The 26,897-nt window shown below is 64.3% G+C and carries 29 protein-coding genes; 16 read left to right on the plus strand and 13 right to left on the minus strand.

Annotated features, from left to right (window positions below):
* The first annotated feature begins 56 nt into the window (after window positions 1–56).
* Window positions 57–413 carry a hypothetical protein gene (locus AC066Y_RS09840; protein ID WP_478273743.1) on the plus strand — a complete coding sequence of 119 codons (357 nt, stop codon included), beginning with the start codon at window positions 57–59 and terminating at the stop codon, window positions 411–413.
* A 3-nt stretch (window positions 414–416) separates the two neighbouring features.
* Here the strand turns inward: AC066Y_RS09840 and AC066Y_RS09845 are convergent, their stop codons facing one another.
* The 4 genes from AC066Y_RS09845 to AC066Y_RS09860 form a co-directional block, all read right to left on the minus strand.
* A complete protein-coding gene (locus AC066Y_RS09845) occupies window positions 417–902 on the minus strand; it encodes a YbaK/EbsC family protein (RefSeq protein WP_478273691.1) in 486 nt (161 codons plus the stop codon).
* A 5-nt stretch (window positions 903–907) separates the two neighbouring features.
* Window positions 908–1,651: a haloacid dehalogenase type II gene (locus tag AC066Y_RS09850; protein WP_478273692.1), complete on the minus strand. Its 744-nt coding sequence runs from the start codon at window positions 1,649–1,651 to the stop codon at window positions 908–910.
* Window positions 1,648–2,490 carry a dienelactone hydrolase family protein gene (locus tag AC066Y_RS09855; protein WP_478273693.1) on the minus strand — a complete coding sequence of 281 codons (843 nt, stop codon included), beginning with the start codon at window positions 2,488–2,490 and terminating at the stop codon, window positions 1,648–1,650. The genes AC066Y_RS09850 and AC066Y_RS09855 overlap by 4 nt, the downstream gene beginning before the upstream one ends.
* 137 nt (window positions 2,491–2,627) lie before the next feature.
* On the minus strand, window positions 2,628–3,512 hold the full coding sequence (locus AC066Y_RS09860; protein ID WP_097671664.1) for an amidohydrolase family protein: 885 nt from the start codon (window positions 3,510–3,512) through the stop codon (window positions 2,628–2,630).
* A gap of 460 nt (window positions 3,513–3,972) precedes the next feature.
* Here AC066Y_RS09860 and ykgO point away from each other — a divergent pair, with 460 nt between their 5' ends.
* Window positions 3,973–4,098, plus strand: coding sequence for a type B 50S ribosomal protein L36 (ykgO, locus tag AC066Y_RS09865; protein ID WP_002718645.1), 126 nt, complete (start codon window positions 3,973–3,975; stop codon window positions 4,096–4,098).
* A 105-nt stretch (window positions 4,099–4,203) separates the two neighbouring features.
* Window positions 4,204–4,875 carry a tetratricopeptide repeat protein gene (locus AC066Y_RS09870; RefSeq protein ID WP_371821749.1) on the plus strand — a complete coding sequence of 224 codons (672 nt, stop codon included), beginning with the start codon at window positions 4,204–4,206 and terminating at the stop codon, window positions 4,873–4,875.
* Window positions 4,876–4,951: 76 nt separating this feature from the next.
* Here the strand turns inward: AC066Y_RS09870 and AC066Y_RS09875 are convergent, their stop codons facing one another.
* Window positions 4,952–5,128: a hypothetical protein gene (locus AC066Y_RS09875; protein WP_171948016.1), complete on the minus strand. Its 177-nt coding sequence runs from the start codon at window positions 5,126–5,128 to the stop codon at window positions 4,952–4,954.
* A gap of 364 nt (window positions 5,129–5,492) precedes the next feature.
* On the opposite strand from AC066Y_RS09875, the gene AC066Y_RS09880 reads away from it, so the two are divergent.
* Entirely contained in the window at window positions 5,493–6,476 is a 984-nt protein-coding gene (locus AC066Y_RS09880) for an alpha/beta fold hydrolase (RefSeq protein WP_478273694.1), read from the plus strand.
* Between the two features lie 83 nt (window positions 6,477–6,559).
* On the plus strand, window positions 6,560–8,296 hold the full coding sequence (gene poxB / locus AC066Y_RS09885; RefSeq protein WP_478273695.1) for a ubiquinone-dependent pyruvate dehydrogenase: 1,737 nt from the start codon (window positions 6,560–6,562) through the stop codon (window positions 8,294–8,296).
* Window positions 8,297–8,315: 19 nt separating this feature from the next.
* Here the strand turns inward: poxB and AC066Y_RS09890 are convergent, their stop codons facing one another.
* The 3 genes from AC066Y_RS09890 to cycA all read right to left on the minus strand — a co-directional run bounded on the left by AC066Y_RS09890 (window position 8,316) and on the right by cycA (window position 9,422).
* Window positions 8,316–8,624 (minus strand): HigA family addiction module antitoxin, encoded by a 309-nt coding sequence (locus tag AC066Y_RS09890; protein ID WP_478273696.1) that lies wholly within the window; start codon window positions 8,622–8,624, stop codon window positions 8,316–8,318.
* Window positions 8,625–8,639: 15 nt separating this feature from the next.
* Window positions 8,640–8,936 (minus strand): type II toxin-antitoxin system RelE/ParE family toxin, encoded by a 297-nt coding sequence (locus tag AC066Y_RS09895; protein ID WP_478273697.1) that lies wholly within the window; start codon window positions 8,934–8,936, stop codon window positions 8,640–8,642.
* Between the two features lie 93 nt (window positions 8,937–9,029).
* A complete protein-coding gene (gene cycA, locus AC066Y_RS09900; RefSeq protein ID WP_092124037.1) occupies window positions 9,030–9,422 on the minus strand; it encodes a cytochrome c-550 CycA in 393 nt (130 codons plus the stop codon).
* Window positions 9,423–9,670: 248 nt separating this feature from the next.
* Between cycA and AC066Y_RS09905 the strand changes: the two genes are divergently transcribed.
* The 3 genes from AC066Y_RS09905 to AC066Y_RS09915 all read left to right on the plus strand — a co-directional run bounded on the left by AC066Y_RS09905 (window position 9,671) and on the right by AC066Y_RS09915 (window position 13,907).
* Complete coding sequence (locus AC066Y_RS09905; RefSeq protein ID WP_176529223.1) at window positions 9,671–11,164, plus strand: FAD-linked oxidase C-terminal domain-containing protein; 1,494 nt, start codon at window positions 9,671–9,673, stop codon at window positions 11,162–11,164.
* Between the two features lie 289 nt (window positions 11,165–11,453).
* A complete protein-coding gene (locus AC066Y_RS09910) occupies window positions 11,454–12,623 on the plus strand; it encodes an acyltransferase family protein (RefSeq protein ID WP_478273698.1) in 1,170 nt (389 codons plus the stop codon).
* Window positions 12,624–12,752: 129 nt separating this feature from the next.
* On the plus strand, window positions 12,753–13,907 hold the full coding sequence (locus AC066Y_RS09915; RefSeq protein ID WP_478273699.1) for an acyltransferase family protein: 1,155 nt from the start codon (window positions 12,753–12,755) through the stop codon (window positions 13,905–13,907).
* Window positions 13,908–13,953: 46 nt separating this feature from the next.
* Here AC066Y_RS09915 and AC066Y_RS09920 read toward each other — a convergent pair whose 3' ends face one another.
* Window positions 13,954–14,439, minus strand: a complete 486-nt coding sequence (locus AC066Y_RS09920) for a putative quinol monooxygenase (RefSeq protein WP_478273700.1) — start codon at window positions 14,437–14,439, stop codon at window positions 13,954–13,956.
* 315 nt (window positions 14,440–14,754) lie between these two features.
* Here AC066Y_RS09920 and AC066Y_RS09925 point away from each other — a divergent pair, with 315 nt between their 5' ends.
* Together AC066Y_RS09925 and glcF are read left to right on the plus strand one after the other, a co-directional pair.
* The gene (locus AC066Y_RS09925; RefSeq protein WP_478273701.1) at window positions 14,755–15,993 is read left to right on the plus strand and encodes an FAD-binding protein; all 1,239 of its coding nucleotides are present in this window, start codon (window positions 14,755–14,757) and stop codon (window positions 15,991–15,993) included.
* Window positions 15,990–17,306 carry a glycolate oxidase subunit GlcF gene (glcF, locus tag AC066Y_RS09930; RefSeq protein WP_478273702.1) on the plus strand — a complete coding sequence of 439 codons (1,317 nt, stop codon included), beginning with the start codon at window positions 15,990–15,992 and terminating at the stop codon, window positions 17,304–17,306. The genes AC066Y_RS09925 and glcF overlap by 4 nt, the downstream gene beginning before the upstream one ends.
* Window positions 17,307–17,492: 186 nt before the next feature.
* Here the strand turns inward: glcF and AC066Y_RS09935 are convergent, their stop codons facing one another.
* Window positions 17,493–17,885 (minus strand): hypothetical protein, encoded by a 393-nt coding sequence (locus AC066Y_RS09935; protein ID WP_478273703.1) that lies wholly within the window; start codon window positions 17,883–17,885, stop codon window positions 17,493–17,495.
* Window positions 17,886–18,289: 404 nt separating this feature from the next.
* Here AC066Y_RS09935 and AC066Y_RS09940 point away from each other — a divergent pair, with 404 nt between their 5' ends.
* Window positions 18,290–19,279 (plus strand): TorF family putative porin, encoded by a 990-nt coding sequence (locus AC066Y_RS09940; protein WP_478273704.1) that lies wholly within the window; start codon window positions 18,290–18,292, stop codon window positions 19,277–19,279.
* A 155-nt stretch (window positions 19,280–19,434) separates the two neighbouring features.
* On the opposite strand, the gene AC066Y_RS09945 is transcribed toward AC066Y_RS09940, so the two are convergent.
* A complete protein-coding gene (locus AC066Y_RS09945) occupies window positions 19,435–21,177 on the minus strand; it encodes an ABC transporter ATP-binding protein/permease (protein WP_478273705.1) in 1,743 nt (580 codons plus the stop codon).
* Between the two features lie 308 nt (window positions 21,178–21,485).
* Here AC066Y_RS09945 and AC066Y_RS09950 point away from each other — a divergent pair, with 308 nt between their 5' ends.
* Window positions 21,486–23,156, plus strand: coding sequence for an L-lactate permease (locus AC066Y_RS09950; RefSeq protein ID WP_478273706.1), 1,671 nt, complete (start codon window positions 21,486–21,488; stop codon window positions 23,154–23,156).
* Between the two features lie 146 nt (window positions 23,157–23,302).
* Window positions 23,303–23,719 (plus strand): META domain-containing protein, encoded by a 417-nt coding sequence (locus AC066Y_RS09955; RefSeq protein ID WP_478273707.1) that lies wholly within the window; start codon window positions 23,303–23,305, stop codon window positions 23,717–23,719.
* 18 nt (window positions 23,720–23,737) lie between these two features.
* On the opposite strand, the gene AC066Y_RS09960 is transcribed toward AC066Y_RS09955, so the two are convergent.
* Entirely contained in the window at window positions 23,738–24,373 is a 636-nt protein-coding gene (locus AC066Y_RS09960; RefSeq protein WP_478273708.1) for a hypothetical protein, read from the minus strand.
* Between the two features lie 351 nt (window positions 24,374–24,724).
* On the opposite strand from AC066Y_RS09960, the gene AC066Y_RS09965 reads away from it, so the two are divergent.
* Window positions 24,725–25,303, plus strand: a complete 579-nt coding sequence (locus AC066Y_RS09965) for a bifunctional transcriptional activator/DNA repair enzyme AdaA (protein WP_478273709.1) — start codon at window positions 24,725–24,727, stop codon at window positions 25,301–25,303.
* Between the two features lie 12 nt (window positions 25,304–25,315).
* Window positions 25,316–25,783, plus strand: a complete 468-nt coding sequence (locus AC066Y_RS09970; protein ID WP_478273710.1) for a PaaI family thioesterase — start codon at window positions 25,316–25,318, stop codon at window positions 25,781–25,783.
* 193 nt (window positions 25,784–25,976) lie between these two features.
* Here the strand turns inward: AC066Y_RS09970 and AC066Y_RS09975 are convergent, their stop codons facing one another.
* Window positions 25,977–26,441, minus strand: a complete 465-nt coding sequence (locus AC066Y_RS09975; RefSeq protein ID WP_478273711.1) for an ester cyclase — start codon at window positions 26,439–26,441, stop codon at window positions 25,977–25,979.
* A gap of 248 nt (window positions 26,442–26,689) precedes the next feature.
* Between AC066Y_RS09975 and AC066Y_RS09980 the strand changes: the two genes are divergently transcribed.
* The gene (locus AC066Y_RS09980) at window positions 26,690–26,887 is read left to right on the plus strand and encodes a hypothetical protein (protein WP_478273712.1); all 198 of its coding nucleotides are present in this window, start codon (window positions 26,690–26,692) and stop codon (window positions 26,885–26,887) included.
* Window positions 26,888–26,897: the final 10 nt, after the last annotated feature.

Here is a 26,897-nt window from a genome sequence, read left to right on the forward strand (position 1 = left end):
TCGAACTCAACGAACCGAACTCGACGAACCGAACTCAACGAACAAGGGCACTGGGCATGCAGACGGAGCGGATTGTCCTGAGCTTAGCGATCGCGATCGGCGGCCTTGGCGCCGCGGCGCCTGCGTTATCGCAGGAGTATCGCGGCACCTGGGAACAGCAGATGGCGTGCACGCCGGACGTCATGCGGCTGTGCAGCGATCAGATTCCCGACACCAATCGGATCGTCGCCTGCTTGCGGCAGAACACCGCGCTGCTTGGCAGTTCCTGCCGCGCGGTGTTCGAGTCGAATGCGCAACAACGGGCGCAAACTCAGGGGCGCGCACCGCAGCCGCAGACGATGCAGCGGCCGCGCGCGCAGCAGATGCAGCCGGCCCCGGTTGCGCCGCCCCGGCCCGACGATGACGAGGATTAGTCTCTACGGACTGACTTCTGTCTGAGACCTGACTTCGCAGACGTCGACCCATTCGGCCGCGGTCAGCTCGGCCATCCGCTCGGGCGTGATGCGTACCGCGCTGTGGGTCGAGCCTGCGGCCGGGACCACGACGTCGAATGCCTTCAGCGACACATCGCAATACACCGGCAGCGGCGTCTTCAGGCCGAACGGGCAGACGCCGCCGACTTCGTGGCCGGTGATGTCGGCAACCTCGTCGAGGCTGAGCATCTTCGGCTTGCCGCCGAAGGTTGCCTTCACCTTCTTGTTGTCCATCCGCGACGTGCCGGCGGCAACGATCAGCACCACGCGGTCGCCGACCCGCAGGCTCAGCGTCTTGGCGATCCGCGCCGGCTCGACGCCATAGGCCTCCGCCGCCAAGGCGACGGTCGCAGAGCTCACAGCGGATTCGATCACGGAAATATCTGGCGCCTTCTCGGCGAAGAAGGCACGGACTGTCTCGAGGCTCATACTGTTCAGGACCTTGCAGACACCAGGGCAGGAAGTTCGGAGAGACCGTGGATCCGGTGATCGGGCACCACGCCGAGCTCGTCCATCTGGGTACGCAACGCCCAAAACATCGTCAATGGGGCGACCGTCTCGCTCTCGACGCAGGCCAGCGCCATCGCTTCTGGCGCCACCCGCTCAATCCAGGCGACATTGAGTCCAAACGCCTTAGCGCCGCAGGCGTCCCACGGATTGGAGGAGATGAACAGGACCTCCGCGGGCGGCACGTGCAGCACCTCCTCGATCAGCGTGTAGGCCTCGGGCGCCGGCTTGAACACCTTGTGGGCATCGACGCTGATGGTCGCATCGAGCAGGCGGTCGAGCCCCGAATTGCGCACCAGCGCGTTCAGCATGTCAGGGCTGCCGTTGGAGAGGATCGCGAGCTTCTTGTCCTTCATGGCCTCGAGCGCGGCGACGGCATCCGGATACAGCGCAAGATGCCGATACTTGTCGATGATGCGCCCAAAGATCGCCTCGTCATACTGCAGGCCGAGGCAGCGCAGCGTGTAGGCGAGGGAATCGCGGGTCGCCGTGGCGAAATCCTGGTAGCGCCGCATCAGCGTGCGCAGCCAGGAGTATTCGAGCTGCTTGATGCGCCAGACCTGGGTGATGATGTCGCCATAGCCGGGGAATGCATCCTCGGTGATTTCGGCCACCGACTGGACATCGTAGAGCGTGCCATAGGCGTCGAAGACGATTGCCTTGATTGTCATTGTGGTCTCCCTTGCCGGCCGATCGTCGCATACAGGAATTTCTTGAGTGCGTCGACGGACTGATCCCGGGCCGCCGCGTTGAATTCGAGGTGATGGCCAAGCAGCTGGGCCGGCGTGCTGTAATGCGACACGTCGAAATCATGGTAGGCGCCGGGATAGACGATCAGCTCGATCGGATAACCAAGGCCCTGCTGCCGCGAGATGCCGTCATCGTCGCGGCCTTCCGCCAGGTTCCGGCACTCTTGCGCCGGCGTCCAGTCGTCGAGTTCGCCGACCAAGATCAGGGTCGGCACGGTCATGTTGCCCCTGATGCCGAGGCAGCGCGGATAGAAGGCGACGGCGGCGCGAAATTTTTCCGTCGCGTTGACCTCGATCGCGCCATGCTCGACAGAGAACAATGCGAGCCATCCGCCTTGCGAAAAGCCGATCACGGCAATGCGTGTCGGATCGACCATGGATTGTCGGCTCAGGAAGCTCAGCGCGCGGTAGGCGTCGTGAACCGTTGCGGCAGGGACATCACCGGTGCAGGTGTTGCTGATGCCACGCGGGCCGAACCGGTCCACGGTGAGCGTGACATAGCCCCAGGCCGCGAGCCGTTTGCCCCAGCGCTCGTCGAGTTCTCGCCACTGCCCGCTGCAGCCATGCAGCAACACCACGGCGGGCAGGAGACCCGGTCGCTCCGGCCGCCGCAACAGGCCCTGCAGTGGCTGCGCGTTGTTGAGCGGGCTTTCGAACTCGACCAGCACAGAGGGCGCTTCGGCTGTTGCCGCAGGCTTGCCGCCCGCGCTCCCGACCAGGAGCACGGCGAGGAGGGTGGCAAGTCCGGCCCGGTTCGTCATCGGCCGCCCCGCAAGCGTGCGGCCGACGATACTCCCTTAGATCATGATGCGCTTCCACGGAATCGCATCATGATCTCATCTCGTTATTTGAGCATGATCTTTTCGGAAAACCGCTTCGCACTTTTCCGGATCATGCTCTAAATCCCCAAAATCTTGCGCGCGTTGGCCTTCAGGACTTTGGGCCGGATCTCCTCGCGAATGTCGAGCTTGGCGAAGTCGGCGAGCCAGCGGTCCGGCGTGATGACCGGCCAGTCGGAGCCGAACAGCATCTTGTCCTGCAAAATCGAGTTGATGTAGCGCACCAGGATCGGCGGGAAATATTTCGGCGACCAGCCGGACAGGTCGATATAGACGTTCGGCTTGTGGGTCGCGACCGACAGCGCCTCTTCCTGCCAGGGGAAGGAGGGGTGCGCGAGGATGATCTTGAGGTCGGGAAAGTCGGCCGCGACGTCGTCCATGTACATCGGGTTGGAGTATTTCAGCCGCATCCCCATGCCGCCGGGCATGCCCGAGCCGACGCCGGTCTGGCCGGTGTGGAACAGCGCGATCGCACCGCCCTCGTTGATCGCCTCATAGAGCGGATAGGCCATGCGGTCGTTGGCGTAGAAGCCCTGCATGGTCGGATGGAATTTGAAGCCGCGCACGCCGTAGTCCTCGATCAGCTTGCGCGCTTCGCGGACGCCGAGCTTGCCCTTGTGCGGGTCGATCGAGACGAACGGGATCAGAACGTCGAGATGGTCGGAGGCGATCTCCAGCATCTCCTCATTCTTGTAGCGGCGGAAACCGGTCTCACGTTCGGCGTCGACCGGGAAGATCACCGCGGCGATGTTCTTGGCGCGGTAATAGGCCGCGGTCTCCGGCACGGTCGGCGGATGCTTGTGCGGCGACTTGAAATAGTCGGCCATCTGCGCCTGGAAATCGTCATAGCCGTCGTCGCCATGCATGCCGCACGGCTCCTCGGCATGGGTGTGGATGTCGATCGCTGTGACCTTTTCGATGTCGGGCAGTTTGAGCTTGGGCATTCGGCTTCCCCGGCGGCGTGTTTGTTGGTGATGGAAAATAATTATATGATATAACAATTTTCGCAAGCGGTCAGAGTTGATCGGACGCGATGGCGAAGCGGGCTCGGTTCGGCCGCGAAGTGGTGCTTGGGTGGGCGTGAGCGCGGCGTGCGAGCACGATTCGCCGGCCATGAATCAAACGTCAGGGCGCCGCGACGGGATCGGGGCTTGGCGGCGGATATCGCGACGGTCGCCGTTTCTGATGTGATCTCAATGGTGTGGCAGGTTGACCGATACCGGTTCCAGGCCGCGATATGGCTGAAAATCGGCCCATCTCGGTTGACATTTAACAGTCCGATGGCTTAGAACCCGGCCGTCCCGCGCGGTCGGCCGCTTGTCGGGATAATCCCATTTTGCCATCTATTGGCATTGATCAGGTACGGCCTCCAACACGGGCCTTTCGAAGTAACAGGATTGTCCCATGAAGGTCCGTAACTCGCTGAAGTCGCTGCGCGGCCGCCATCGCAACAACCGTCTGGTCCGCCGCAAGGGCCGCGTCTATGTGATCAACAAGGTCCAGCGCCGTTTCAAGGCGCGCCAGGGTTGATCCGGCGCGGGTCGGTCGATTGCGCCGATCCCAACACATCTCTTTCACAGGTCTTTGACGCCGTGCTGCTTTGCAGCGCGGCGTTGTGCGTCTAGACTTCGGGCCATGGGATTCAACTTCCTTGGACCTGGCAACCGCCGGCTGGCGATCCTGATCGCCGCGCTGCTTGCCGTGCCGGTCTTGGCCATGCCTGTCGCGGCCGCCGCGCAGGACGATCCGCGGGTGGTCCCGCCGCCGAAGGCCCAGAAGAAACTGCCCGAAGCCCCGACCAAGCTGCCGAAGGTTCCGGCCGACCGTACCCGCGGGCTGGATTTCCTGTTCGGCGCCCTGAAGGCTGCGCCCGATGAGGACAGCGCCCGCCACGTCGAGGCGCGGATCTGGGCGCTGTGGCTGCAAACCCCGAGCGATACCGCGGCGCTGTTGATGGTGCGCGCCAAGGCTGCGCTCGACGCCCAGAATATCGATGTGGCGCTGAAGCTTCTGGACGCGGTAATCAAGCTCCGGCCCGACTATGTTGAGGCCTGGAACCGGCGCGCGACCATCTACTATCTCAAGAACGACTATGTCCGTTCGCTGGGAGACCTGCAGCAGGTATTGACCCGTGAGCCTCGCCATTTCGGCGCGCTGGCGGGTGTCGGCATGATCATGCAGGACATGGGCGACGACAAGCGCGCGCTGGACGCCTTCCGCAAGGCGCTGGCTGTCGATCCCTACCTCGAGAAGGTGCCGCAGATCGTCAAGCAGCTGACCGAGAAGGTCGAAGGCCGCGACATCTGATTGCGTGCGATTGACGCGAGGGGAGGCGTTGCTCGCGAGCTCGATGCTTGCTCGCGATACGGTCCGGCGCAGGAGACTAGTGCAGGAACTTGCCGCGGGATGCGCTGTCCTGGGCGACAGCAGCATAGAATTGCTGAAGCTCCGCCTCCAGGTGCTCATTCACGAGCAGCAGGGCCTTCAGGGCTCCGCGCAGGTCGCCGTTGCAGCTCGCCACGATCTGATCGATGGCCACATCGCTAGGGTCGGAAATCATGGTACTCCTCCGATTACTTCCCGTTGAACTCGTCGTGCGGACGCAGGTTCCTGTGGATTCAGTGCACAGGCCAAGAGGCATCCCGGGCGCGTCCCGGTTTCGATGAAGCCTCGCCTCTGATGGCGAAATTGCCACGGGCAATCTATGGAATTACTAATGACGGTGGGATGAACCCGCTATCCACAGGCTGGGCGCATTGTGGACAACTGCGCCCTGGGCGCGAACCGGACAACCGAAAATTGGCTTTCCGAACAAGGGCATCCCAGGGCTGCGGGCAAATCCACGCGAAACCTGGCTTCGCCTCCGTCGTAATTTTCGGGTGCCCAAGACGCTTCAACTACCCAAGACCCTTCGGACCCCCTCGATGTTAATCGCGATCATCGCACTGGCGGCCGCAGGGCTGGCACTGGCCTTGGCGACGCAGATCGGCGTCCAGCTGATCCAGCGCGCCTTTCCGCCGCAGGGGCGAATGATCGAGGTATCCGGCGCGCGGCTGCATGTCGTCGAGCTCGGCCCGCGCGATGCCGCGGGGGCGCCGGTCGTGCTGCTGCATGGCGCAAGCTCCAATCTCCGCGCAATGCGGCCGCTCGGCGACCGCATTGCCAAAACGCGCCGGGTGATCCTGATCGACCGGCCGGGCCATGGCTGGAGCACGCGCGCGCGCGTCGCGGATTCGACGCCCGCGATCCAGGGCCGGATGATCGCGGAGGCGCTGACGAGGCTCGGCATCATCAGGGCGATCGTTGTGGCGCATTCCTGGGCCGGCGCGCTCGCGCTGCGCATCGCGCTAGATGATCCGGACCGCGTCGCGGGCCTCGTGCTGCTCGCGCCCGTCGCCTATCCCTGGCGCGGCGGCGCCGGCCGCTACAATGATGTGATCTCGACGCCGCTGATCGGGCCGCTGCTGGCGCACACGGTCACGCTGCCGCTCGGTTGCCTCGTCGCCAATTCGGGCGCGCGCGGGGTGTTCGCGCCGCAGCCGATGCCGGCCGATTTCGTCCGCGACAGCGAGACATTGCTCCTGCTGCGCCCGCGCGAATTCATCGCCAATGCGCGCGACCTCGTCACGCTGAAGGCCGCCGTGGTCGAACAGGCGCCGCGCTATGCGGAGATCAAGGCGCCGGTATCCATCATTTCGGGCGACGTCGACAAGACGGTCTCGACTGGAATCCATTCTCGGCCGCTTGCAGCGTCAGCGCCGAACGCCAGGCTCATCGTGCTGCCGGGGGTCGGCCACATGGTGCAGTATGCGGCGTCCGATCTCGTGGCGTCCGAGATCGAGGCGATGGCTGACCGGTTGGTCCAACCGGCAGCAACAGCGGACAAGACCGTCCCCGCGAATCTGTGATCCGCTGAGGCTTGCGCGGTTGCAGCCTGCCGAACATCATGCGGCTGCGCGGCTCGACAGATAACATCCAAAGGACAAGCCCCATGCGGATCGACAACATCGCCGACCTCATCGCTGAAACCCTCGCCCAGGCCGGCGTGAAGCGCATCTACGGTGTCGTCGGCGACAGTCTCAACGGCTTGACCGAGGCGCTGCGCAAGCGCGGCACGATCGACTGGCTGCATGTGCGCCATGAGGAGGTGGCGGCCTTCGCCGCCGCGGCCGAATCCCAGATCACGGGCGACCTTGCGGTGTGCGCGGGCTCCTGCGGCCCGGGCAATCTCCATCTCATCAACGGCCTGTTCGACGCGCATCGCAGCCGCACGCCGGTGCTGGCGATCGCAGCACAGATTCCGTCAGCCGAGATCGGCGGCGGCTATTTCCAGGAGACCCATCCGCAGGACCTGTTCCGCGAATGCAGCCATTATTGCGAGCTGGTATCGGATCCGGCGCAGCTGCCCTACATGCTGGAGAATGCGATCCGCGCCGCGGTCGGCAAGCGCGGCGTCGCCGTCTTGGTGCTGCCGGGCGACGTTGCGATGCGGCCGGCGCCGAAACGCGACATCGCGCCGAACGCCGGCCTGCTGCCGCCCGCGCCGGTGGTGCGTCCGGCCGAGGCCGAATTGAACGCGCTGGCCGCGCTGCTCAATGGCGCAAAGCGCGTCACGCTGTTTTGCGGCCGCGGTTGCGCCGGCGCGCATGCCGGCCTGATCAAGCTCGCCGAGACGCTGAAGAGCCCGATCGTGCATGCGCTCGGCGGCAAGGAATATGTCGAGTACGACAATCCCTACGATGTCGGCATGACCGGCTTCATCGGCTTCTCCTCCGGCTATGCCGCGATGCAGGGCTGCGACGCGCTGCTGATGCTGGGCACCGACTTTCCCTACAAGCAGTTCTTCCCGACCGGCATCAGCATCGCCCAGGTCGATCTCCGTCCGGAAAATCTCGGCCGCCGCTGCAAGCTCGATCTCGGCATCGTCGGCGACGTCGGCGAGACCATCGCCGCGCTGCTGCCGAAGCTGACCGTCAAGACCGAGCGCAAGTTTCTCGACGCCAGCCTTGCGCACTACAAGGACGCCCGCGCCGGGCTCGACGATCTTGCCCGCGGCAAGCCGGGGCAAAAGCCGATCCATCCGCAATATCTGGCGCGCCTGCTCAGCGAGCAGGCGACCGAGGATGCGGTGTTCACCGCCGATGTCGGCACGCCGACGATCTGGGCCGCGCGCTATCTGAAAATGAACGGCCGCCGCCGGCTGGTCGGCTCCTGGGTGCACGGCTCGATGGCCAATGCGATGGCGCATGCGATCGGCGCGCAGGCGGCGCAGCCGGGGCGTCAGGTGGTGTCGATGTCCGGCGACGGCGGCTTTGCGATGCTGATGGGCGATTTGATCACGTTGACCCAGGCGAAGCTGCCGGTGAAGGTCGTGATCTTCAACAACAGCGTGCTCGGCTTCGTCGCGCTGGAGATGAAGGCCGCCGGCTTCATCGAGACCGGCGTCGACCTGAAGAATCCCGATTTCGCGGCGATGGCCCGCGCCATGGGCATTCACGGCGTCAGGGTGGAGGATCCCGGCGAGCTCGAGGGCGCGATCCGCAACGTGCTCGCACATGACGGCCCGGCCGTGCTCGACGTCGTGACCGCGACGCAGGAATTGTCGATGCCGCCGACCATTACGCTGGAACAGGTGAAGGGCTTCAGCCTGTGGGTACTGCGCGCCGTGATGAGCGGCCGCGGCGACGAGGTGGTCGATCTCGCCAAGACCAATCTGTTGCCGCGCTGATCGCGGCGGACGCACAAAATCAAGCGGCCCTTCCAAGCGGCTTCGCGCGTTCGATGCGCTTCCGCTCGCTCGGCGAGTTCATGGCTTGCCAAAGGTCGGTGCGTCGCTGGACGTTCAGCCAGAACTCCGGGCTGTTGCCGAATACGCGGGCAAGAATCAGCGCGGTTGCCGCGGTGACGTTCCGGCGATCATTGCACAATTCGTTGACATGCTTGCGCTGAACTCCCATGGCCTCGGCCAAGGCGCCTTGGGTCAGCCCCAACGGCGCCATGAATTCTTCCCTGAGAATCTCGCCCAACGTGGTGGGCTTGCGCTTGGTCGTCAGCATGACCCTTCTCCTCCGTCATCTGTAACTGTGGTCGTCGAGGTAGACACCTTGTGCTTCGCCTCGCGCGCCCGACCACCGAAAGACAAGGCGCCATTGCTTGTTGACGCGAATGGAATGAAGCCCCGCAAGATTGCCGCGGAGTTTCTCAAAATGATTGCTCGGCGGCACCCGCAGGTCCTGATCAGTCGTCGCATCATCGAGCATCTGCAGCTTGCGAAACAAGCGGTCTTCAAGATCCGACGGGATGTTTCGCGATTTCGCGTCCTCCGTGAAGAAAGCGCGCAGCCATTCGTCCCGGAAGCTCAGGATCATCGGACGCAGCCCCTCGATGACCCATTGTACCACACGGTGGTACAAAATCACAACGCCCGCGTTGCGGGCGTTGTGAGGGAGTGTCGAGCGGCTTTACTTCTGCTTGCCGTCCTTGTCGAACGACGACACGTAGGCCCACAGATTGTTGGCTTCGGTCTCGTTCTTGATGCCGGCGAATGCCATCTTGGTGCCGGGGATCTTGGCCTTCGGATCCTTGATGTATTCGAGGAAGGTTTCCTTGTTCCAGGTGATGCCGGAATTCTTGTTGGCATCGGAATAACTGTAATCCGGCGCGGTACCGGAATGGCGGCCGTCGAGGCCGTTGAGTTCGGGGCCGACCTTGTTCTTGGCGCCTTCGCCGATCGCGTGGCAGGCGAGGCATTTGTTGAATGAGGTCTTGCCGGCGGCGGCATCCTGCGCCAGCGCGGAGGACGCGGTGGCCAGCGATGTGACGACCGCCAGCGCGCTCAAGGTCTTTAGGTTCATGGGGTTCTCTTCGTTTCGTCCCGGGGGGTAGTGTTTGGTTTGTGGCATGTCCGGCTTGGACAGGACAAGCCACGAAACTTTGACAGGTTTCATGGCCGTCCGCTTGTCCGAGAGAGAACTCGGCAATGCGGGGCGGGGCAATCCGACCTTCGGCCGGGTGAATGAAACAGGCGGCTGAAACAGGATGCAGACGTGCTTGATTTGTCGTAACAAATCCGCAAAGCGCCGAGCGCTCCGAGGGAACACCGATGTCCATCATGATGCCGGCGGCCGATCAGGCCGTCCTTGCCCGCCGCGCCGAAATCGTCGCCGCCTTGCGCGCAATCGTCCCGGGCGAGGGCGTGATCGACAGCGCAGCCGAAATGCTGGCCTATGAATCCGACGGCCTGACCGCCTATCGGCAGCCGCCGATGGTCGTGGTGCTGCCCGATACCACCGAGCAGGTCGCGAAGGTCCTCAAATATTGCCAGGAGCAGGGCATCAAGGTGGTGCCGCGCGGCTCCGGCACCTCGCTGTCCGGCGGCGCGCTGCCGCTCGCCGACGGCGTGCTGCTCGGGCTCGGCAAGTTCAAGCGGATTCGCGAGATCGACTTCGACAACCGCGTTGTCGTCACCGAGCCCGGCGTCACCAACCTTGCGATCAGCCAGGCGGTCGCCCATGCCGGCTTCTATTACGCGCCCGATCCGTCGTCGCAGATCGCCTGCTCGATCGGCGGCAATGTCGCGGAGAATTCCGGCGGCGTGCACTGCCTGAAATACGGCATGACCACCAACAACGTGCTGGGCTGCGAGATCGTGCTGATGAGTGGCGAAATCCTGCGCATCGGCGGCAAGTCGGCCGAGAATGCCGGCTACGATCTGATGGGGATCATCACCGGCTCGGAGGGGCTGCTCGGCGTCATCACCGAGATCACGGTGCGCATCCTGCAGAAGCCCGAGACGGCGCGCGCGCTGATGGTCGGTTTCGCCGAGGTCGAGGCGGCCGGCGAATGCGTGGCCGCCATCATCGGCGCCGGCATCATCCCCGGCGGCATGGAGATGATGGACAAGCCGGCGATCCACGCCGCGGAAGCCTTCGTCCATGCCGGCTATCCGCTCGACGTCGAGGCGCTCCTGATCATCGAGCTCGACGGGCCCCAGGTCGAGGTCGACGAGTTGATCAAGCGGGTCGAGGCAATCGCGCAAGGCTGCGGCTCGACCTCCTGCCAGATCTCGACCTCGGAGGCCGAGCGCAATCTGTTCTGGGCCGGCCGCAAGGCGGCATTCCCGGCGGTCGGGCGCATCTCGCCGGACTATCTCTGCATGGACGGCACCATCCCGCGCGGCGCGCTGCCGAAGGCGCTGGCGCGGATCCGCGAGCTCTCGGAGAAATACGGCCTCGGCGTCGCCAATGTGTTCCACGCTGGCGACGGCAATCTGCACCCCTTGATCCTCTACGATGCCAACAAGCCGGGCGAGATCGAGAAGGCGGAAGCGTTCGGCGCCGATATCCTGCGTTGCTGCGTCGAGCTTGGCGGCGTGCTTACCGGCGAGCACGGTGTCGGCATCGAGAAGCGCGACCTGATGCCGGAAATGTTCACCGAGATCGACCTCAACCAGCAGCAGCGGCTGAAATGCGCCTTCGATGCGGAGGGTCTGCTCAACCCCGGCAAGGTGTTTCCCACCCTGCACCGCTGCGCCGAGCTCGGCCGCGTCCATGTCCACGCCGGCAAGCTGGCCTTCCCGGATATCCCGCGGTTCTAGGGCATGATCCGGAAAAGTCCGAAGCGGTTTTCCGGAAAGATCATGCTCAAACAAGGAGCTAAAGCGCGATGACAATTCAACCTGATCTCATCGCGCTTTAGGGCGATCGGTACATTTCGATCGATCGCGCTAGCCAGCCGATAACCTTAACCGATGCTTGCCGCGATGGCCGTGGCAGGTCGTCACGGCTGCCGTTGCGCGTCGCTGCAACTGCGGGCGGCCACCGTTTACACGACCTTCAACTGTTCCTTGGTATTTTCCCAAGATGCATGTCTTCGGGAACACATCGATGCCCAGCCTGGCCGATCAGCTGGCGCTTTCGCGCAATCGGCCCGCAGGTTTCGACTACATGCGGATTGCGCTGGCGGTATCGATCATCTGCCTGCACAGCCTGAACGTGACGCTCGGGCTCGGCCGGGCGCTGGAAATACTGGGCCCGTTCCGCATCGGCATCGCGATGATCCTCGCGCTGTTCTTTGCGCTCAGCGGCTTCCTGGTGACGGCGAGCCTGCAGCGGTGCAAGAGCCTGATCTCCTTCCTCGGCCTGCGCGTGCTTCGGATCGGGCCCGCGCTAGCGGTCGAGACGACGCTGTCGGCGGTCATCATCGGCTCGGTCTTCACCGAACTGCCATTGGCGCAGTACGTCGCCGACCCGAAATTCCGCGCCTATTTTCTCAATATCGTCGGCGACATCCATTACGAGCTGCCAGGCGTCTTCCTGCACAATCCGATGCGGGACGTGGTGAATGCCCAGCTCTGGACGGTGCCGTATGAATTGTGGTGCTACGTCATCCTGGCACTGCTCGCGGTGACCACGATCTGCTTCAACAGGGTGGCGTACCTCGTGTTCCTGGTGATCGTTCAGGTCGGGCTGGCCAGCTACGACCTCTACCGCTGGGAGGAGGTGCCGATCCAGCTGCGCCCGCATCTTCTGGTGTTCTGCTTCCTTGCCGGTGTCGGCTTCTACCTCTGGCGCGACAAGGTGCCGTTCAACCGCACGGCGTGCCTGGTCGCGCTGTTGCTGTGCGCCGCCGGCATGGCCACGGGACGCGGCGACGCGCTGGCGCCGGTGCCGGCCGCCTATGTCGCGTGCTATCTCGGCCTGATGAATCCACGGCGGAGCTGGATCGTGTCGTCAGGCGATTACTCCTACGGGCTCTATCTCTATGGGTTCGTCATCCAGCAGTGCGTTGCCGCGTTCGGACCGCCGGTTCAGCACTGGTATCTGAATATCCTGATCAGCCTGCCGCTCGCCTTCGGCGTCGCCGTCGCGTCCTGGCATCTCGTCGAGAAACATGCGCTGGGGCTCAGAGATGCCGTCGAACGCCTGGAGGCAGCGATGCTCTCCAGGATTTCGATCCTCGGATTCTGGCGCCGAGCCGAACAGGCCGAACGAGAGGCCGTCGTTCAGCCGGGGCCGATCAATCCAGTTCGACCGATTATCCTTTCCGGCGGATAACCATTGCTTGCTGCGAACCCGGTGACGCGTCGCCTGGATTGCGTCCGCTCAGACATGCACGTGATGCGTTGATGTCTTGTTAGTTTGTTGCTGGATAGTGTCCGGTGACGCAGCTGTCTCGGAAGTGCAATGCAACCCATGTTCAGCCTGGCCGATCAGTTGGCTGTTTCGCGCTATCGACCCGCAGGCTTCGACTATCTGCGGCTCGCGCTGGCCGCCACCATCATCTGCCTGCACAGTGCGAACGTCGTCTTTGGGATCGACCGGGCGATGGAGATCCTGGGCCATATCCGCATCGGGTGCGCGATGGTCCTGGCGCTGTTCTTCGCCTTGAGCGGGTTTCTGGTGACGGCGAGCTTGCTAAGGTGCAAGAGCCTGATTTCATTTCTCGGCCTGCGCGTGCTTCGCATTGTGCCCGCGCTTGCGGTCGAGACGACACTCTCGGCCATCATCATCGGTCCGATCTTCACCGCGCTTCCCCTCGCGCAGTATTTCGCGGACCCGAAATTCTACGCCTATTTTCACAATATCGTCGGCGACATCCACTATGAGCTTCCGGGCGTGTTTCTGCACAATCCGGTACCTTTTGCGGTGAATGCGCAGCTTTGGACGGTCCCATATGAGCTGTGGTGCTACGTGATCCTGGCGCTGCTCGCCGTGACCGCGATCTGCTTCAACAGGGGGCTGTATCTGGCGTTTCTGGTGCTCGCCCAGATCGGCTTCGCCTGCCACGATATCTACCATGCGGACGTACAATATCTTCACCTTCGTCCGTCGCTGCTCGTGTTCTGCTTCCTCGCAGGTGTCGGCCTCTATCTCTGGCGCGACAAGGTCCCGTTCAACCGCACCGCGTTCCTGCTCGCGCTGACGCTTTGCGCAGCCGGGATGTCCACTGGATACACTGATGCGTTCATTGTCGGACCTGTCGCGTATGTCGCGTGCTATCTGGGGCTCATGAACCCGCCGCGAAGCTGGATCGTGTCATCCGGCGACTACTCGTACGGGATGTATCTCTACGGGGTCGTCGTCCAGCAGAGTGTTGCGGCGTTGGGCCCCCCGGTTCAGCATTGGTATCTGAACATCCTGATCAGCCTGCCGATTGCCTTCGGCGTCGCGTTCGTGTCCTGGCATCTCGTCGAGAAGCATGCGCTTCGGCTGCGCGGCCATGTCGAGACCTTCGAGGCCGCGGTCCTGTCGCGGATTTCGATTATCGGCTTCTGGCGCAGGTCGCCCGAGCGGGTCGGGTTGCGCGCAAGGTTCGGCAACAGCGGCGCATCGATCTGATCTGCGCGCGCGGGGAGGGATGGTATCCTCCCCGCGGCGCCGTCGATCACAGCAATACGTATTGCGTCCGCTCGCGCTTGGCGAGCAGCGGCAATGCCTGCTCCGCGATGTAGGTCTTGAAGTAGGCGCTCTCCGCATGCGCCTTGAATGCCGCTTCGTCCTGGAACAATTCGTAGAACAGGAATTGCGCCGGATTGTCCTTGCCGCGGCCGATCAGGAACAGCTTGGTGCCGGGGTCCTTCTGCGCTTCGGGCAGGAAGCCGTCGAGGATTGCCGCGACCTTGTCGGCCTGGCCTTCCTTGGCTTCCCATTGCGCCACGACCAGCAGGCCTGATGTGTTGATCGCATCGCTGATGGTTCTCGTGCTCATCGCATAGTGCTTCATTTGCATTCCTCCGTTGCTTTGCTCCGATCGAGCTTGCGATCCGGTCCAGGGCGAGACGCCGGCGACCGTCATGATCGCGGCGAACGAGCCGATGGCCGATCGTCGGGTGAGCATCATCGTCGTGGTTGTGACGTCCGAACGTTTCATGATCGCCTCCAGATGAAGTGCGCCAACCGTCTTGCCGGCCGAACCGCAATGCGACAGATAGGGGATCGCGCTGCGCACTCGGTTAGGTGACGGTCGAAATGTCGATGTCGTGAAAATGGTTCGACATTAGTCGAAGTGTTACGTCTCCGCCTGCGCAGGACGCGCGATGTGGCCAAAACCTCGAGCAGGGTGGCCCGACCGCCGTTCCCGCCACTGTCGGGCGGCAAGCCCCGCTCCCGGGTCATTCCGTCGGCATTGCGACGGTGGGGTTCGTCGCATTTGATCTCGGAGCCAAATTTCGTTACCGACTAGCGTGTGGAAACGCTGAAAGTCAGAGACGTCCAGGACGTCGAAGAGGTGGTGCGCGCCGCTGTCGCCAGCGAGCAGCCGCTTGAGGTCATTGGTCATGGATCGAAACGCGCCATCGGCCATCCGATGGCGACCAATGCGGTGCTCGACGTCTCGGTGCTGAACGCGGTCAGCTCCTATGAGCCGAACGAGCTGATCATCACCGTGCAGGCCGGCGCGCCGCTCGCCGACGTACAGTCCCTGATCGACGCCAAGAACCAGCAATTCGCCTTTGAGCCGGTAGACATGTCCGTGCTGCTGGGCAGCGCGGGAGCCGGCACGATCGGCGGCATGATCGGCGCCGGCCTTGCCGGGCCGCGCCGCATCAAGGCGGGCGGCGCCCGGGATCATCTGCTCGGGGCGCACGCGGTGTCCGGATTCGGCGACAGTTTCAAGACCGGTGGGCGGGTGGTGAAGAACGTCACCGGCTACGATCTCTGCAAGCTGCTCACCGGTTCCTGGGGCACGCTGGCGGTCATGACCGAAGTGACGCTCAAGGTGATGCCGAAGCCGGAAGCCGAGCGGACGCTGGTGCTGCGCGGGCTCGACGACGTCACCGCCAACAAGGCGATGACGGCAGCGCTGGGCTCGCCCTTCGACGTGTCGGGCGCGGCGCATTTGCCGGGTTCGGCGCTGCGGTCCGGGACCGGCGCGCTCGCCGGCCTTGCAGCCTCCGGCCAGCCGGTCACGCTGGTGCGGCTTGAGGGCATTTCGGCGTCGGCGAAGCACCGGGCGGCCTCGCTCAGCCAGACACTCTCCTCCTATGGAACGGTCGACAGCCTCACTGATGACGCCTCGGCCTTGATCTGGAGCGCGCTGCGCGACGTGGTGCCGTTCGCGGCGAACGGCGCGCTCGGGGCCTCGCCGGTGTGGCGCATCGTTTGCCCGCCGGCCTCAGGCGGCGCGCTCGGCCAGGCGCTGTCGCGCTTAACCGGTGGCGATGTGATCTACGATTGGGGCGGCGGATTGATCTGGGCCGCGGTGCCGCCGAATGCCGACGCGCAGGCCGCGCTGGTCCGCGGCCAGGTCGAGGCGGTCGGCGGGCACGCCACCCTGATCCGCGCCACCGAGGATGTGCGCCGTGCGGTCGACGTGTTCCAGCCGCAGCCGGCCGGCCTTGCCGCACTCGGCGAACGTATCCGGGCGAGTTTCGATCCGAGATCGGTCCTCAACCGCGGCCGGATGATTCGAGGCGGGGGGGCATGAAGACCGAGTTTACCCTGGCGCAGCTCGCCGATCCCGACATCAAGGAAGCCGACAAGATCCTGCGCGCCTGCGTGCATTGCGGCTTCTGCACCGCGACCTGTCCGACCTATGTGCTGCTCGGCGACGAACTCGATAGCCCGCGCGGCCGCATCTACCTGATCAAGGAGATGCTGGAGAAGGACAAGCCGCCGACGGCGGACGTGGTCAAGCATATCGACCGCTGCCTGTCGTGCCTCGCCTGCATGACCACCTGTCCGTCGGGCGTGAACTACATGCACCTCGTCGACCAGGCCCGGGTCAGGATCGAGCGGGATTACGAGCGGCCGCTGCCCGAGCGGCTGCTGCGATCGGTGCTCGCCTTCGTGCTGCCGCGGCCGGGCCTGTTCCGGATCAGCATGATCCTGGCAGGGCTCGCCCGTCCGTTCACAGCGCTGCTGCCAACGCCGTCGGTGGGTGCGGCAAGCCCGGGCCTGCTGCGGCGGATCAAGGCGATGCTGGCGCTGGCGCCGCGCAGCCTGCCGCCGCCGGGTCCGGCTGCGGGAACCGTGTTTGCGGCGACCGGCCGCCGGCGCGGGCGGGTCGCGCTGCTGCAGGGCTGCGCCCAGCAGGTGCTGGCGCCACGCATCAATCAGGCCGCGATCAACGTGCTAACCCGGCACGGCGTCGAGGTGGTGCTGGTCAAGGACGAGCAATGCTGCGGCGCGTTGACCCATCACATGGGACAGGACGCCGATGCGCTGGCGCGCGCACGGGCCAACGTCACGGTGTGGCAAAGGGAAGCGGACCAGAACGGGCTCGACGCCATTCTGGTGACGACCTCGGGCTGTGGGACAGTCGTCAAGGACTACGGCTACCTGCTGCGCGAGGACAAAACATTCGCCGAGCCGGCCGAGCGAATCTCGGCGCTGGCAAAGGATATCACCGAGTATCTCGCTGGCCTCGAGCTCGCGCCTTCAACGCAGAAAGGCGACATCACCGTCGCCTATCACTCGGCTTGTTCGTTGCAGCATGGACAGAAAATCACTCAACTTCCGAAAGAATTGCTTTCCAAGAATGGATTCGTGGTGAAAGATGTGCCCGAGAGCCATTTGTGTTGCGGTTCGGCGGGGACCTACAACATTCTCCAGCCCGACATTGCGAGCAGATTGCGCGATCGCAAGGTCGCCAATATTGCGCTTGTCAAACCGGACATGATCGCTGCGGGCAATATTGGTTGCATGGTTCAGATTGCCGGCGGTACGTCAGTTCCTGTGGTGCACACGATTGAGCTTCTCGATTGGGCGACAGGAGGTCCCCGGCCAGGATTGAATTGATCGACTGCCATTCGAGCATGATCCGGACCCCAGCCTTGCCCTGACGCAAACTGAAGGACCGGCGCTTCCCTGCCACAGACGCGAAGCGATCGCGCGGCCATCATGCCCGACAAAGCGAAGTGGAAGGTGCCTCTCCTCGAGGTGCAGCTGCTGACCGGCAAGCGATCACTTCAATACGCGGTGGACTCAAATCAGCGGCAACAGGAGGACCACGATGGCGAAGTCGAAGAAGGCGAAGAAAAGCAAGAAGGCCAAAAAGGCCAAGAAGGCGGTAGCGGCGAAGAAGAAGTCCGCGAAGAAGTCGGCCAGGAAGACTGCGAAGAAGGCCGCGAAGAAGTCTGCGAAGAAATCGGCGAAGAAGTCAGCCAAGAAGACCGCTAAGAAAGCTGCGAAGAAGGCTGCTCCGAAGAAGGCCGCGAAGCCGGCTGCGAAGAAGGCCGCCAAGAAGAGCGCTCCGAAGAAGGCCGCCGCGCCGAAGCCGGCTGCCCCGGTTGCAGCGCCCCCGGCGCCCGAGCCCGCGCCGCAGCCGGCCCCGAGCTGGGCCACGCCGAGCCACGAGCCGGCGCCGAGCTGGGGCACTTCCGACAGCGAGCACCACTAGCCGAACCTGTACCGGTTCACCTGATCGAAGCCGCAGCGGACGCCGCTGCGGCTTTTTCCGTATCGGCCGTCCGTAGTTTTGCGGAGACGCGATTCGCGTCGATACCGACTGCAGCATGTCGAACTGTTGCTCGAATCCGATTTTGCGTGCCGCTCAACCAGGGCGGGAGCCATGAGTCTTGTGGTGCAAATGCAACACCCGTCAACCAACGTGTGGCGAGAGTGCTGAAACGCCTAAAAAGTCGGCACATGCATGTCTTTTTGGCTTCACGGTCCCGTGCACGGGCCTCAGATTGAACCCACGCGATTTAGTCGCAGTCCGTTATCGCGCGCCCTGGGGGCCACCGGAGCGGGGCTGTCTGGAAAAGTAGATGGGGATCGTCATGAAGAAACTGGCTTTGTTGGCAACGGCGCTAGCAATGATTTCGAGCTCGGCAATGGCCGCTGACATGGCGGTGAAGGCCGTCAAGGCGCCGCCGCCGGCTCCCTTCGATCCCTGGGACGTCGCCTTCGGCGCCGGCATCCTGAGCGACTACATCTTCCGCGGCGTCACCCAGTCCAACCACAATCCGTCGGTCACCGCCTATTTCGAGCCGCGCTACAACGTCAACAAGGACCTGCAGCTCTACATCGGCACCTCGACCGAAAGCATCTCGTTCGCCAACCGCGCCGCGGCCGAAGTCGACGTCTACGGCGGTATCCGCCCGACCTTCGGCGCCTTCGCCTTCGACATCGGTGTCTGGGGTTACCTGTATCCGGGCGGAACCTGCTACTTCGGCGCGCCGTTCGACACCGCCGGCAAGGCGCTCGGTGCCGAGTGCGCCCTCAACTTCCTGCCGAACGGCAACGTCATGAAGAAGGACGTCTCGTTCTTCGAAGTCTACGGCAAGGCGACCTGGACCATCAACGATAACTGGGCGTTCACCATCAACGAGTACTACTCGCCCAACTTCCTCAACACCGGCGCCTGGGGCAACTACTCCTCGATCATCGGCAAGTACACCGCGCCGAGCACCGTGTTCGGCACCAGCGGCGTCGGCATGTATGTGTCGGGTGAGTTCGGCCGGCAGTGGCTCGGCACCTCCGACAGCTTCTACGGCGTTCCGGCGTTCCCGAACGGCATCAAGTATGCCGACTACAACACCTGGAACATCGGCATCGGCTTCACCTACAAGGTGTTCACGCTCGATCTGCGCTACTCCGACACCGACCTGTCGAAGGGCAATTGCAGCGCCTTCACGAGCGACTATACCGCGGGCGGCACCACCAATGTCACCCCGATCAACCCGCTCGGCACGGGCTCCAACTGGTGCGGCGCGGCCGGCATCGCCAAGCTCTCGGTCGACCTGACCGCGATGTCCAACCTGAAGTAATTTCCTCTTGCGAGGATCCCGGGGGCGGCAGAGCAATCTGCCGCCCCCTTTGCTTTGCGGGTACCGGTGGTGGTGCTTGGCTGGCCGCCTTCGCCTATGGCCGGCGTCGCGAAGGGCAACCGCAGGCCGTGGCCGCGGCCGACCCGGTCACGCAGTTACGACGCGGCGGCCTCGACCTTGTCACGCAAGGTGAAGCGGTCGCCGTCGCGGACCAGCGAAATGCTGCGCTGGTGGAAGGCGTCGAGCGTCGAACGGTGGCCGATCGAAACCACCGTGGTGTCGGGCAGCTTCTCGGTGATCAGTCGGTACAGCGCGGCCTCCGACGGCTCGTCGAGCGAGGCCGTCGCCTCGTCGAGGAACAGGAACTGCGGCGCATGCAGCAGCGCCCGGGCGATGCCGAGCCGCTGCTGCTCGCCGAGCGACAGCATCCGGTTCCAGTGCGCTTCTTCCTCGAGCCGCGCCGCGAGCTGCGGCAGTCCGACCGCCGCGAGGACCTCGCGGACCCGTCCCGCATCATAGCTCGCGGCCTGGCCCGGATAGACCACCGCGTCATGCAGCGAGCCGATCGGCAGATAGGGACGTTGCGGCAGCATCATCAGGCTGGCATTGGCCGGGATATTGACCGAGCCGCGGCCGAACGGCCAGATGCCGGCCACTGCGCGGAATAGCGTGGACTTGCCGGCGCCGGAGGGACCGGTGACCAGGGTGCGTTCGTTGTCGCGAAGGCTGAAGCCGTCAGCCGTGAGCAGCGGCTTGCCGTCCGGCAGGGTGACCAGGAGATCGTTGAGATCGATCGCGTCACCGCCCGTGGGCTTGACGTGGATGATGTCCTGCCGCTGCGCGAGCGCATCGCCACCGCGGATCGAGTTCTCGAAGCCATCGAGACGCGCGACCACCGATTGCCATTCGGCCAGCGTCCGGTAGGCCGTGATGAAGAACGACAGTGAATCCTGCACGCTGCTGAAGGCGGACGCGGTCTGCATCATGCCGCCGAGCTGGATCTTGTTGGCGAAATAGGCCGGTGCGATCAACACGTAGGGGAAGATCACGGCGGCTTGCGAATAGGTCGCGGTGAACGCCGTCAGCTTCTTGGTTCGTTGCATGATGTCGAGCCAGTTTCCGACCACGAAGCCGAAGCGATCGAGCAATCGCGTGCGCTCCGCCGGTTCGCCGTGGAGCAGTGCAATCTGCTCGGCGTTCTCGCGGGTCCGCACCAGGTTGAAGCGGAAATCGGCTTCGAACCGTTGCTGCCGGAAGTTGAGGTCGACCAGCGGCCTGCCGATCACATGGGTCAAGACCGTTCCGAGGATCGCGTAGACCAGCGCGCCCAGCACCAGATAGCCGGGAATCGCGAGGTCCTTGCCGAACAGATGCAGCGGCGCCTGATTGGACAGGCCCCACAGGATGAACACGAAGGAAGCAAGCGTCACCACGGCGCTCAATAGTCCGATCCCGAGCGTCAGGGTCTGTTCGACGAAGCGCTGGGTGTCGTCGGCGATACGCTGGTCGGGGTTATCAGCGGCATCGCCGAGCAACTGCATACGATAGTGGTTGGCATCGTTCAGCCAGCCGCCCAGATAACGCGTGGTCATCCAGCGCCGCCAGCGGATCTGCAGCCATTGATTGAGATAGAGCTGGTAGACCTTCAGGCCGATCCAGAACGCCGCAAGCACGCAGAAATAACCGATCTGATAGGTGAAGACCGCCTGATCACGCTCCTGCAGCGCATTGTAGAAGACATTGTTCCAGCGGTTGAACAGCACGGTCAGAAACACGGTGGCGAGCTCGATGATCACCACCGCGGCCAAAAGTCCGCGGCCTGCCCATTTGTCGTCGGAGTTGAAATAGGGCGAGGCGATGCGCCACACCGTCGCGAGCGTCGAGCGAATGTTGTTCACAGATTATCGTCTCCGGGGGATGGGCCGCAACGGCCTGAAGAATCGGGACAATCGGCGTAGCCCTCGACTAAAGTCGTAGCTCTGGCATGCAAGCGTTGGCTTGTCCCGGCGATCGAGTCAACTCTAGCATGACGACAACGGCGAGGGGCGGGGGACCTTCGATTTTTCGCGAGGATGTGAGCGATCCTTACCGATCGTTCATTCGCGAGCCGGGGCTGCAATTCTTCCGACGGACTCCCGCAACCGCACCAGCGCGCCTGCTGCACCAAGGCCGGGGCGCTGCACAAGAATGTGGGAAGGACCCCGAGATGAGCACCTGGAATCAAATCTACAATCCGCTCGGCAATGCCGGGCTGTCGACGATCGCGGCCGCCATTCCCGTGGTCACGCTGCTGGTGCTGATCGCCAGCGGCAAGGTGAAGGCACATATCGCCGCCATCGTCGCCGTGATCGTGACCAACCTGATCACGATCTTCGTGTTCACGATGCCGGCCGGCATGTCGATCCGCGCATCGATCCTCGGCATCGTCACCGGGTTCTTTCCGATCGGCTGGATCGTGCTCAACGTCATCTTCCTCTACCAGGTCACGGTGAGGTGCGGGAAGTTCGAGCTGTTGAAGCGCGCGGTCGGCGGCGTCACCGAGGATCGCCGCCTGCAGTTGCTGCTGATCGCGTTCTCGTTCGGCGCCTTCTTCGAGGGCGCCTCGGGCTTCGGTACGCCGGTCGCCATCACCGGTGCGGTGCTGATCGGGCTCGGCTTCTCGCCGCTCGCGGCCTCCGGCCTGTCGCTGATCGCCAACACCGCGCCGGTCGCCTACGGCGCGCTCGGCACGCCGATCCAGGGCCTCGCCTCGGTCACCGGGCTCGATCCCTACGTCCTCGGCGCCATGGTCGGCCGGCAGCTGCCGCTGTTCTCGCTGATCGTGCCGTTCTGGGTGGTATGGGCGTTCGCGGGCTGGCGCGGCATGAAGGAAATCTGGCCGGCGATCCTGGTCACCGGCGTGTCGTTCGCGGTCCCGCAATTCGTGATCTCGAACTACATCAATCCCTGGATCGTCGATATCGGCGCCTCGCTGATCTCGATGGGCGCGCTGATCCTGTTCCTAAAGGTCTGGCAGCCGCGCCAGCTCTGGCTGTCGCCCGCGCTGCGCGGCCGCGATGAATCGGCGGCGACGATGGCGGCCGCCAAGCCGCTCGACAAGACGCCGTTGACCCAGGGCGAATTGTGGAGCGCGCTGCTGCCGTGGATCATCGTCTGCATCCTGATGCTGATCTGGGGCAATGGGGCCTTCAAGACCTGGGCGAATGCCAACTTCACTTGGAATTATGCGGTGCCAGAGCTCGACAAGCTGATCTTCAAGGTGCCGCCGGTAGCCGCCAAGCCGACGCCGGAAGGCGCCGTGTTCAGCTTCACCTACCTGTCGTTCACCGGCACCGGCATGCTGATCGCGGCGATCATCTCCGGCCTCCTGATGGGCTTCTCGCCACTCAAGCTGATCGCCGAGTACGGCCGCACCATCCGTCTCTGCGCGATCTCGCTGATCACGATCTCGGCGATGCTGGCGATCGGCACGCTGACCCGGCTCTCCGGCGTCGACGCAACGCTCGGCCTCGCCTTCGCGGCGACCGGCGTGCTGTATCCGTTCTTCGGCACCTTGCTCGGCTGGCTGGGCGTGGCGCTGACCGGATCGGATACCGCATCGAACGTGCTGTTCGGCAATCTGCAGAAGATCACCTCCGAGCAGCTCGGCCTGTCGCCGATCCTGATGGCGGCGGCGAACTCCTCGGGCGGCGTGATGGGCAAGATGATCGACGCGCAATCGATCGTGGTTGCCTCCACCGCGACCAACTGGTACGGCCACGAAGGATCGATCCTGCGCTACGTGTTCCTGCACTCGATCGTGCTGGCGTGCCTGGTCGGTCTGTTTGTGACCCTGCAGGCCTATGTCTACCCGTTCACGGCGATGGTTCTGAAATAAGAAGGCGAGGCGTCGCCCAAACGACGATCCCCGCGGGTGCGAGCCCGCGGGGATTTTGCTTTTCCAGCGCTTTTTCTCGCGCCGCCATTCTGGCCAATCGCGGCCTCGTCCCATACAAGGGCGGCGTCGCAATTGCTGGGAATGGCATGATCTCGATGAAGCGGATTCTGAACGGCGGGATGGCCGCTTTGGTGGTCGTTGCAGCGGCGCTTGGCGCGGGGCCGGTGCGGGCCCAGGAAGAATTCCCGTTCGGCTTCGTGATGACGCTCGATGCCGCGCGGATGCCGGGCTCCAAGCGGATTCCCTCGATCGAGGTCGGCGACAATGGCGAGGTGATCCTCGAGCTGTGGTGCGACGGCGGCAAGGGCCAGTTCTCGGTTGCCGGCAACACCATCGTGTTCGTTCCCGGCGCGATGGAGAACCGCAGCTGCCCGCCGGACCGGGCGCAGGCCGACAAGGACCTGCTCGCAGCGCTCGGCGACATGACGAGCTGGCGGCGGCAAGGTGATCAGGTCACGTTCATCGGCAGCAAGTCGCTGCGTTTTGTGATCAACAGCAACTGACACGCATCGCGCGGGCGCTCAGGGCGTTGCGACCAATCCGCTCGCGGTGGCAACGATCCAGCGATTGCCCCAGCGCACGATGGAATCGACCCGGCCGAGGCCAGGGACGACGTCGCCGCGTGCGGCCATCTTGACGCCCTCCGGCCCCTCGAGCACGGCGGTGCCGTCGCGGACTTCGACCACCGACCATCCGGGAATCGTGCTCGGCCGGGTCTCCGCCGCTGCTGCCACGGGCTGCTTCGTTCCGAGCGCCGCGGCCTGCGCGTTCAGGGTGGTGGGCGCGGCGCCGAGAGCGAGCGGGCGCGGGCTGGCAGGGGCGTTCTTCGGAATGCTGCCGGTGACGGCGGGGTCGGCGTTGGACGCGGTCCGGCGCTCGCCCCTCGATTCGCTTCTTGGGCTCGACCGCGTCTCGGCAACATGCGGGACAGGCGCTTCCTTTTGGGCAACCGGGATCGGGGCGGGGGCCGCAAAATCGTGCCAGTTGGCGCCGCCCGTCCATCCCAGCACGAAGCTTGCGGCCAGTGCGGTGGCTGCCAGCAGCGCGGTGCCGATCCGGTCGGCGAACGGCTCGCGCAGCAGCAGGGCGGCGTCGTGGTTCTCGCCTGAGACGTCCCAGAGGTCCGCCGTCTGCGCCGGCGAATGACCCTCCGTCACATCCGTTGGCCAGATGCTCCCAGGATTGATCGGCTCGCGGTCTTGCATGGCGTGACCCGTGTTCGGTGACGCAAAGGATGATCCTCGAAACTAAATCGAGCCTTAATTTTCGGTGACCGAACTGCGGCAGCACGAAGTCTTTTGGTCGCAGTCCCCGCAAATTGACGGGGCGGTGAGCGCGGCCGACAATCGCGACGACGACCCTGCATTGGGCCAGAGATGCACAAGCCTGACATCAGCATCGCCCCAGCCTGTTCATGACCAAGCGCCTCTAGCTCCAGGCGGTCGTTTCCGGACGCCGTCACCGCAAAGCGGGTCGTCGCGGCGCTTAGGCGCCGCTATAGCGATGGCATGCTCGATTTCGCCGCCCAATATGCAGCCTTTCAGCGCCGCGACCCGGCCTGGGACGGCATCGTGTTCGTCGCGGTCAGGACGACGGGCGTGTATTGCCGTCCCGTGTGCCGGGTGCGCACGCCGCTCGCCCGCAATGTGCGGTTCTACGGCAGCGCCGCGTCGGCCGAGCGCGCCGGCTTCCGGCCCTGTCTGCGCTGCCGTCCCGAGGCGGCGCCGTTCTGCCCGGCATGGAAGGGCACCAGGACGACGGTCGAGCGCGCGCTGGCGCTGATCGAAGCGGGCGCCCTCGACCGCGGCAATGTCGCTGCGCTGGCCGATCGGCTTGGCATCGGCGCGCGGCATCTGTCGCGGCTGTTCGCCGAGCATCTCGATGCCTCGCCGCTGCAGGTCGCGCTCTCGCTGCGTGTGCAGCGCGCCAAGCGCCTGATCGACGGCAGCGATCTCCCGATCTGTCTGGTGGCGCAGCGCGCCGGCTTCTCCAGCGCAAGGCGCATGAACGCCGCATTCGCAAAACTCTACGGCCGTTCGCCCGTCTCGCTGCGACGGAAGCGGCTGCCAGACATCACGATGCGATAATGGAGATCAGCAATGGCCAAGAGCTACGGCACCGTCAGTGCCGAACAGAAACTCAGGATGAGCGGCCTCGCATTCGTGCAAGGGCTCGCCTCGGGCGCCTTGCCGCTCAACACCATCGCGCGGACCCTCGGCTATGACGTCACTGAAGCCGAGCACGGCCGCGTCGTCGTCACGCTGCTGCCGACGGATGCGCATCTCAATCCGGCAGGCACCGTGCATGGCGGGCTCACCGCGACACTGCTCGACAGCTGCATGGGCCTTGCGGTGCAGTCGACGCTCGACGCCGGCACGAGCCAGACCACGCTCGAATTCAAGATCTCGCTGGTGCGGCCGATCACGCCGGACACCGGCCCGATCCGGGCCGAGGGCAAGGTCCTCAATTGCGGCCGCCGCATCGGTACTGCGGAGGGCAGGGTCACCGACGAGAAGGGACGGCTGCTCGCGCATGGCACGACGACGTGCCTGATCTTTCCGGCTTGATAAAGAGCCGCTGCGGAGAGCCTGCGCCGGCACCGCATCAGGAGACGCGATGCCGGCGCAGCAACATTGGAATTCGTCCAGCGAGCCGGCGGATCAGAGCGCTTCGCTTTCACCGCGCCGATCGTTTGCGCTACCCGAGCGCACGGAAAGTGCGTTCGGGTAGCCGCGATGCGATCGTCGATGAAGCGCCGGTTCACCCGGCATAGACACTCTGTTCAGGCAAGCGAATGAGGCCGAGCTGCAGCATGGCCGTCAGCGCATCTTCCTGTCCGAGCTCCTCGGCGATCCGTCCGTCCTGCACGCGCAGCACGGTCGTGCCGGCGAACGTCATCTTGCGGCCGGAGGCCGCAGGCAGCGAGCCGAGCCGGAAGTCGCTGAAGGCGGGCCCGGTGTGCGTGCCGCCGCCTTCCCAGCGGCCGACGACGAGATCACCTTCCGCGACGAGATCGCCGACGCCCCAGAAATTGAGATCCGGAAACGCTTCGCGAAACTCGGTCATGAACTTTGTGACCGCGGCGCGGCCCTTCTTCGGTTCGTGCATCGGGTAGTGCACGACAATGTCTGGTGTCGCGAGCTCGTTGATGATGCGCGGATTCCAGGGGTTGCCCCAGAACTCCTTGAACCACCGGCCTACGATGGTCTTGTTTTCCTCTGACATCTCTTCGTCTCCATTTGCGCGTTGCCGGTATCGCGACCGGCGTTGTCTCGATGTGCGCAATAGGCATTCGAAGACGTGCGTCGAGCCACCCGATTCCAGATCGGGCGCGCGAGCGCGTTGGAGGCGAGATTCCGCTTTATCGATATGGCGCTTAGCGCCGCTTCTCGAACGTCATCGCGCAATCGGAAAGCGGGTGGTTCGCGCAACGCGCAGGCGAGAGCGTCTTTGTCGTCACACAGGAGAACATCATGCGCAACTTCGATGCGATCGCCGCGCTGCGCGGCGACGAACTTCGTCCCGAGCTGCGGGCGCAGCTCGATCGCGCCGCGATCGAGCCTCGTTCGAATTGTTCGTCAGAAGCGAGGCGATGCTGCAGTCCAGTCCGGACGCAGCTCCCGAGATGGACGCGCGACAACGTGGTGCCGCTGAAGACGAGGGTAGCCTGAATCGGCAGCG

This window comes from Bradyrhizobium sp. USDA3010 (assembly GCF_056429065.1).

Coding starts and splice junctions, on each gene's coding strand:
- AC066Y_RS09840 (WP_478273743.1), top strand. CDS start 57: ATGCAGACGGAGCGGATTGTCCTGAGCTTAGCGATCGCGATCGGCGGC.
- AC066Y_RS09845 (WP_478273691.1), bottom strand. CDS start 902: ATGAGCCTCGAGACAGTCCGTGCCTTCTTCGCCGAGAAGGCGCCAGAT.
- AC066Y_RS09850 (WP_478273692.1), bottom strand. CDS start 1,651: ATGACAATCAAGGCAATCGTCTTCGACGCCTATGGCACGCTCTACGAT.
- AC066Y_RS09855 (WP_478273693.1), bottom strand. CDS start 2,490: ATGACGAACCGGGCCGGACTTGCCACCCTCCTCGCCGTGCTCCTGGTC.
- AC066Y_RS09860 (WP_097671664.1), bottom strand. CDS start 3,512: ATGCCCAAGCTCAAACTGCCCGACATCGAAAAGGTCACAGCGATCGAC.
- ykgO (WP_002718645.1), top strand. CDS start 3,973: ATGAAGGTCCGTAACTCGCTGAAGTCGCTGCGCGGCCGCCATCGCAAC.
- AC066Y_RS09870 (WP_371821749.1), top strand. CDS start 4,204: ATGGGATTCAACTTCCTTGGACCTGGCAACCGCCGGCTGGCGATCCTG.
- AC066Y_RS09875 (WP_171948016.1), bottom strand. CDS start 5,128: ATGATTTCCGACCCTAGCGATGTGGCCATCGATCAGATCGTGGCGAGC.
- AC066Y_RS09880 (WP_478273694.1), top strand. CDS start 5,493: ATGTTAATCGCGATCATCGCACTGGCGGCCGCAGGGCTGGCACTGGCC.
- poxB (WP_478273695.1), top strand. CDS start 6,560: ATGCGGATCGACAACATCGCCGACCTCATCGCTGAAACCCTCGCCCAG.
- AC066Y_RS09890 (WP_478273696.1), bottom strand. CDS start 8,624: ATGCTGACGACCAAGCGCAAGCCCACCACGTTGGGCGAGATTCTCAGG.
- AC066Y_RS09895 (WP_478273697.1), bottom strand. CDS start 8,936: ATGATCCTGAGCTTCCGGGACGAATGGCTGCGCGCTTTCTTCACGGAG.
- cycA (WP_092124037.1), bottom strand. CDS start 9,422: ATGAACCTAAAGACCTTGAGCGCGCTGGCGGTCGTCACATCGCTGGCC.
- AC066Y_RS09905 (WP_176529223.1), top strand. CDS start 9,671: ATGTCCATCATGATGCCGGCGGCCGATCAGGCCGTCCTTGCCCGCCGC.
- AC066Y_RS09910 (WP_478273698.1), top strand. CDS start 11,454: ATGCCCAGCCTGGCCGATCAGCTGGCGCTTTCGCGCAATCGGCCCGCA.
- AC066Y_RS09915 (WP_478273699.1), top strand. CDS start 12,753: ATGCAACCCATGTTCAGCCTGGCCGATCAGTTGGCTGTTTCGCGCTAT.
- AC066Y_RS09920 (WP_478273700.1), bottom strand. CDS start 14,439: ATGAAACGTTCGGACGTCACAACCACGACGATGATGCTCACCCGACGA.
- glcF (WP_478273702.1), top strand. CDS start 15,990: ATGAAGACCGAGTTTACCCTGGCGCAGCTCGCCGATCCCGACATCAAG.
- AC066Y_RS09940 (WP_478273704.1), top strand. CDS start 18,290: ATGAAGAAACTGGCTTTGTTGGCAACGGCGCTAGCAATGATTTCGAGC.
- AC066Y_RS09950 (WP_478273706.1), top strand. CDS start 21,486: ATGAGCACCTGGAATCAAATCTACAATCCGCTCGGCAATGCCGGGCTG.
- AC066Y_RS09955 (WP_478273707.1), top strand. CDS start 23,303: ATGATCTCGATGAAGCGGATTCTGAACGGCGGGATGGCCGCTTTGGTG.
- AC066Y_RS09965 (WP_478273709.1), top strand. CDS start 24,725: ATGCTCGATTTCGCCGCCCAATATGCAGCCTTTCAGCGCCGCGACCCG.
- AC066Y_RS09970 (WP_478273710.1), top strand. CDS start 25,316: ATGGCCAAGAGCTACGGCACCGTCAGTGCCGAACAGAAACTCAGGATG.
- AC066Y_RS09975 (WP_478273711.1), bottom strand. CDS start 26,441: ATGTCAGAGGAAAACAAGACCATCGTAGGCCGGTGGTTCAAGGAGTTC.
- AC066Y_RS09980 (WP_478273712.1), top strand. CDS start 26,690: ATGCGCAACTTCGATGCGATCGCCGCGCTGCGCGGCGACGAACTTCGT.